The sequence below is a fragment of the Levilactobacillus mulengensis genome, from assembly GCF_003946045.1.
Lineage (GTDB): Bacteria > Bacillota > Bacilli > Lactobacillales > Lactobacillaceae > Levilactobacillus > Levilactobacillus mulengensis.
Map to the genome: position 1 here is coordinate 59,069 of NZ_RHNW01000014.1, position 6,338 is coordinate 65,406.

Genomic DNA, 6,338 nt, shown 5'->3' on the forward strand with positions numbered 1-6,338 from the left:
GCGAGCTCAAGGAACCCTGCTATGGGGCCGGTTCCAGACCCCAGCCCGGTCTTCCACCTCAACTTTGAGCCTGAGAAACGGTCTCAAAGATTGTCCCGTGGGCTAGGCTGGCAAAAGACACCAGCCAAGGCCACCGACACAGCCGGGCACCTTGGCTCGCCTCTGGTCACTTCCACAACTGGCCCATTTTCACCAGCCCTCCGGCTAACATCGGCCAACGCAACAACGATTGTGGGGTTGATTCTCAAAGATGTCTTATTTCTATCCGTCTTTAGAGTTGGGGGCCATCACCAGTTTCACCACAAGTTGTCTTAACGTTTCCAGACAATTACCGCAGATTCACATTAGAAAAATTACCGACAACGTTCCTCTACCACGGTTCCGATCCAGTGAAAATACATGGTCAGTGTGAGTGACCAGAGGTGGGCCAAGCCGGCCAGCTGTGTCGGTGTTCTTTGCTGAGCGATTTTCTCAGCTTAGAACACGGGACGACCTTTGTGACCGCCTTTCAGGCACAAAGTCGAGGTCCCAGACCGCTTCTCAGGCTGGGACCGACCCCATAGCAGGCCCGCTTGAGCCCACCGCCGGGAACGGACAACTAACCGCCACCCAATTTTCACTAGTTTGGGACAGTTGGAAGCCTAACAACGCTTAATTTTTCGGTGTTTGCAAAGGAACATGTTATACTCAACGTATAGACTTTAAAGGAGGGTGATCTTTTGGAAGAAACCCCACGAACACCAGTCATCACGATTGGGTTGAACGCTGGTCAAGCCACGTTCGGCTACTCGATGACTGAACTGAAAAACTTGGTAGAGGCCAACAACATGACGGTCGCTGAAGAAGTTCAGCAGTCATTGCCAAAGCCAAATCCAGGGACTTACTTTGGCACGGGTAAGGTTGAGGAATTAGCGACGATTGTTGCCGACAATGGTGTCGATACCATTGTCGTAAACGATGAGCTGTCCCCTAGCCAAATCCGGAACCTGGAGGCTGGTACCAAGGCCCGCATCATGGACCGGACCGGTTTAATTTTGGAAATCTTCGCTAACCGGGCACAATCCCGTGAAGCCAAGCTCCAAGTCCAGCTCGCCATGCTGCAATACCAACTCCCTCGTTTGCACACCAGCGCTTCACAACGGCTGGACCAACAAACGGGTAGCGGTGGCGGCGGTGGGTTCACCAACCGTGGTGCCGGTGAATCGCAAACTGAAATGAGTCGGCGGACCATTCAACGGTCGATCAACCACGTCAACCATGAACTGAAGGAAATCAACCAGGCGGCCGCCACGCAACGGCAACAACGGGAACGAAATGAACTCCCTTCCGTTGCGCTGGTCGGTTACACCAACGCCGGCAAGTCCACGTTGATGAACGCCCTGGTTCGTGAATTTGGTAAGAGCGAAGAAAAACAGGTCTTCGTGAAGAACATGCTGTTCGCCACGCTGGATACCAGCGTCCGTCAGCTAACCTTCCCCGACCAAAAGAAGATGCTACTGAGTGATACCGTTGGATTTGTGAGCCAACTCCCTACCCAACTGGTCAAAGCCTTCCGTTCCACGTTAGCCGAGGCCGCCAACGCCGACCTATTGATTCAGGTCGTTGACTATGCTGACCCAAACAAGGAATCAATGATGGCCACCACGGAACAGACGCTGCAAGACATCGGCGTCACCGACGTGCCAATGATCACCGTCTTCAACAAGGCCGACCTGACGGAAGCCCACTACCCGAACCGCGTGGGTGACCAACTCATCCTGTCAGCCCAAGACCAAGCGTCCGTCGATGCTTTGGTTGTGGCCATCAAGGAAAAGGTCTTCCACAACTACGTAACGGCCAACTTCCTGGTGCCATTCGCAGACGGTGAGGTCGTCGCCTACATGAACGACCACGCCAACGTCTTAGACACCAACTACGAAGCAGAAGGCACGGCCCTGAAGGTTGAACTTCAAGAAGCCGACTTCGACCGCTTCAAGAAATACGTCGTCACCGAATAATTTACACACCAAAGACATCCCCCGACAAATAGTCAGGCGGATGTCTTTTTGTTTAGGATAAATGAAAAGAGCCCACCCACGCCAGTTCCAACGAACTGAAGTGAGTGAGCTCCAATTAAAATCAAAATGAAAACAACACCGACCGGACAAACGACCAGCGAAGTCCCGGGCTAAACAAGTGTCAGCCGCAGGGCTGGGAAAACCGGGCCGGTCGTGGCAGTGACAAAAGGCGATCTAAGGTGCCCGGCTGTGTCGATGGTCTTGGCCATCTTACAAATTCACACAACCAAATACCCAAGCACAGGCAACGGCCAACCGGACAAATGACCAGCGAAGTCCGGGCTAAACCAGTGTCAGCCGCAGGGCTGGGAAAACTGGGCCGGTCGTGGTAGTGACCAGAGGCAAGCCAAGGTGACCAGCTGTGTCGATTAGCCATCATCCAAACGCAAACAACCAAATACCAAGCGCAGGCGACAACCAACCGGACAAACGACCAGCGAAGTCCGGGCTAAACCAGTGTCAGCCGCAGGACTGGTGAAAATGGGCTCAGCCGTGGGAGTTGCCTTAGCGGGTTTCCCGCTTAGGCAACTGCTATCTTTGAGACGCGTTTCTCAGCGGCTCAAAGTAAGTCTGGAGACCGCCCTTCGGCTCCAGACGTGCGCCCACAGCGTCACGGCCCATTTTCACCAGCCCGGAGGCGCTATCAATAACACAAGTTTAACCAGACTAAGCTTGGCGCTTTTCCAGGTAACGGGCGAGGACGGAGAGGCAGTAGCAGACCACAAAGTACATCAAAGCAATCGCCACGAACATCGGAATGATGTAGTTGGTGTTTTGCCCATAAATAATTTGTGACCGGTACAGCATTTCTGGCAAGAGAATGATCGTTGCCAGTGACGTGTCCTTGACCAGTGAGATAAATTGACTCACGATGGCCGGAATCATTTTGACCATGGCTTGCGGCAAGACAATGTGCCACAGCCCTTGCCAGTAGGTTAACCCGTTCGCACGGGCCCCTTCCATCTGGCCGGGGTCGACCGCTTGAATCCCGGAGCGGACAATTTCTGCCAGCATGGTGGATTCAAAGATGGTCATGGCGAGAATGGCCGCTGGAATAATTTCTGGCTTGACCCCCAGGTTAGGTAACCCGAAGTAGGTAAAGAACAGAATTAAAATCAACGGTAAATTTCGAATGATATCGATGATAAACCCGACGATTGCTGAAAAATACTTAATTTTTACGTAGCGGATGATCCCAAGAATCGAGCCAATAATGAAACTCCCAATGATGGACACCACGGAAACCAAAATCGTGATTCCCAGTCCACCAAACAGGTAGCGTAAGTTATCTGGGGAGTAGGCGTCAATAAAGTTTTGTAACATAATTTATTCTCCTCCCCTAAGCTAACCGTTTTTCTAAGTAACGCATGTAGTAACTGATCGGCATCGTGATGACCAGGTAGAGGACCCCGACCGCGGAGTAAGCCGCAATGGTTTCCAGTGAGCTGGACGCGATGACGTTCCCTTGGTACATCAGGTCAAAGCCCCCCACGAAGGCTAATGTTGAGGAGTTCTTGACCAAGTTCACGAACTGGTTACCCAGTGGCGGAATGACGTACCGAAAGGCTTGGGGCAAGATGATGTAGCGCATCGCCTGCCAGAAGGATAACCCGTTGGCACGGGCCCCTTCCATTTGGCCAGGGTCAACGGACTGAATCCCAGCCCGCACCGTTTCAGCGATAAAGGCGGACGTGTAGAGCGTCAACCCAATTGTCCCGGCGGTAAACCCATTCATCTTGACGACGTACAGCGGAAAGACCACGTAGAAGAACATGGTGATTACCAGCAACGGAATGTTCCGGAAAATTTCGATGTAGACCCGGGCCACGCCGCGGGCAAACTTACTTGGTGATTCTTCTAGTAAGGCGAAGAGCGTTCCCAGAATCAAACTGAAGATCAAGGCGAGCACACTGCATAGCAACGTCTGCCCTAACCCATACAGGAGGGTGCCTCCGTAATTTGCAAAGATATGAATCATTCTTTAGCCGCCTCCTTGTAGTCAAAGCCCTTCACGTTGTGGAACCACTTGTGCAGGAGTTTGTTATAAGTGCCATTGGCCCGTAACTCGGTCAAAGCCTGGTTCGTGGCGTTTTTAAATGGCGTCTGGCCCTTGTCCATGGCGATCCCGTAAGGCTCGGACACGAACGTTCCCCCGGTGACTTCATAACCCGGGTTTTGAACCGACATCCCATATAAAATACCGTTATCGGTAGTCAGCGCTTGGCCTTGTCCGGACTTCAATGCCGTCATGGCTTGCGCGTAGTCGGTCAATTGTAAGACCTTCGCGTCAGGCGCGACCTTGGCCACGTTTTCCACGGAGTCAGAACCAACGACCCCGAGAACCGTGCCCTTTTGTTTGTTTAAATCTTTGACGTTTTTAATGGAACTGCCCTTCTTGACCAGCAGGGATTGCCCGGCAAAGAAGTAGGTATTGGAAAAGGTGACTTGTTTGCGCCGCTCTGGCGTGTTGGTCATGGTGGCGATAATGGCGTCGATGTTTCCGTTCTTTAACATGGGCATCCGCGTTGAACTCGTCACTTGAATGAATTTGGCCTTGGCATCCTTGCCCAGCATTTGCTTGGTCAGTGCCGTTGCCAAATCCACTTCGAACCCCTTGATCTTCCCGTCTTTGGTATCCAGCAACCCGAACAGCCGGGTATCCGCCTTAACTCCCCAAGTAATCGTCTTGGTTTGTTGGTCGGTCTTGTACACGTTCCGTGCGGATAATGGCTTACTGCCACACGCACTCACGACGACCGTCAAGGCAACCAGGGAGAACAGCAGGCCCAAACTGCGAATTAATTTTTTCATAGTGAGCTTTCCTCCCCGTTTTAGTGTGTCAAAATCTTGCTTAAAAATTGGCGAGCCCGTTCGTTGGTTGGCTGGCCCTCGAAGAAGGTTTCCTTAGAGTCATCTTCCAAAATGCGGCCGTCAGCCATGAAAATCACCCGGTTGGCCACTTCACGGGCAAAGCCCATTTCGTGGGTCACAACCAAGGACGTCATACTGGAGTCGCGGGCGATGGTCTTCATAACGTTCAGCACATCGTCGATCATTTCAGGGTCCAAGGCACTGGTTGGTTCGTCAAACAAGAGGCACTTGGGCTTCATGGCTAACGACCGCGCAATGGCGATCCGTTGTTGTTGCCCCCCAGAAAGTTGGGATGGCATCTTAGGCGCTTGGTCGGCTAACCCAACTCGGTCGAGCATTTCCATGGCGACCTTCTTGTTTTCCTCTTCGCCCCGATGTAACACGATTCGTGGTGACAACATGATGTTTTCCAGAATCGTCTTGTTGGCGTAGAGGTTAAAGTGTTGGAACACCATCCCCACGTTCTTGCGAATCCGGTTCATATCCGTCTTTGGATTGGCCAAGTCTTGGCCGTTAACGATCAATTGACCATCGCGAATCTGTTCCAGCCCATTGACGGTCCGAATCAAAGTTGATTTCCCGGAACCAGAAGGCCCGATCAAAACAACCGTTTCCCCGGCTTCAATCGTTAAATTGATGTTATACAGCGCGTGAAAATCGCCGTAGTACTTTTCCACGTTGTGAAATTCGATCATTGACATAAGTATTCCCTCCACTAGTGATTTGGTTGCCGTGCTTGCGGCGGACTAGCGCCTCATCTAGTCCCTTGAGGCTAGATTTTTACAGTGTCTAAGGTAAAGTTTAAACCAAAAAATTTACCCGGTCAAAGTAAACCACTCCAGGTTACCCACCCCTACTGACCGTTTGGGGGTTCAAAGATTAGATGTACCACGGGTCCGGTCTGCTTTCAAAAATATTTCACGGTTGCGATTCCTATGAGGAAGCGGCGGGAACGTTTTCGGGCGCGGTTCTTAACATCCCCTGTCACCTGCCCAAATTGGTGAAAATGAGGTTGTGCCTTGGCTTCCGTTCCCGGCGGTGGGCGCAACCTGTTCTGCTGTGGGGAACGGTTCCGGCCAAGAAACGGTCCTCCACCTCGCCTGAAAGCCTGGCAAACCACCAGTCTCCCAGGTCGTCCCGTGCTCTAGGCTAGGAAAACCGCCCAGCCAAGACCACCGACACAGCTGCCCAGGTTGGCCCACCTCTGGTCACTGACATGGCTTGATCATTTTTCACCAATCGCTCCCCCAGCTTGGCCACCCCTCTCCTGGCTCCCCCCCCCCTTGGTTATCCCCGTTCCTTACTGTCACGTCCGTGTCACTTTGCTTGCAGCACAAAAAACTCTCTGAGGGTGCCGCTTCGCTTTACCCTCGTAACCATATGGTGAAATGAACCGCCTTTCCCGGTATA

At 52.3% G+C, this 6,338-nt stretch carries 5 protein-coding genes; 1 reads left to right on the plus strand and 4 read right to left on the minus strand.

Annotated elements, in window-relative coordinates; translation table 11 throughout:
* The first annotated feature begins 719 nt into the window (after positions 1-719).
* Positions 720-1,997, plus strand: coding sequence for a GTPase HflX (gene hflX, locus EKM84_RS11440; protein WP_125765886.1), 1,278 nt, complete (start codon positions 720-722; stop codon positions 1,995-1,997).
* Positions 1,998-2,723: 726 nt separating this feature from the next.
* Here the strand turns inward: hflX and EKM84_RS11445 are convergent.
* From EKM84_RS11445 to EKM84_RS11460, 4 genes are read right to left on the minus strand one after another with little or no spacing between them, the layout of a single operon-like run.
* The gene (locus tag EKM84_RS11445) at positions 2,724-3,380 is read right to left on the minus strand and encodes an amino acid ABC transporter permease (RefSeq protein ID WP_125765887.1); all 657 of its coding nucleotides are present in this window, start codon (positions 3,378-3,380) and stop codon (positions 2,724-2,726) included.
* 16 nt (positions 3,381-3,396) lie between these two features.
* Positions 3,397-4,035: an amino acid ABC transporter permease gene (locus EKM84_RS11450; RefSeq protein WP_125765888.1), complete on the minus strand. Its 639-nt coding sequence runs from the start codon at positions 4,033-4,035 to the stop codon at positions 3,397-3,399.
* Entirely contained in the window at positions 4,032-4,868 is an 837-nt protein-coding gene (locus EKM84_RS11455; protein ID WP_125765889.1) for a transporter substrate-binding domain-containing protein, read from the minus strand. The genes EKM84_RS11450 and EKM84_RS11455 overlap by 4 nt, the downstream gene beginning before the upstream one ends.
* Positions 4,869-4,888: 20 nt before the next feature.
* The gene (locus EKM84_RS11460; protein WP_125765890.1) at positions 4,889-5,629 is read right to left on the minus strand and encodes an amino acid ABC transporter ATP-binding protein; all 741 of its coding nucleotides are present in this window, start codon (positions 5,627-5,629) and stop codon (positions 4,889-4,891) included.
* Between the last annotated feature and the right edge of the window lie 709 nt (positions 5,630-6,338).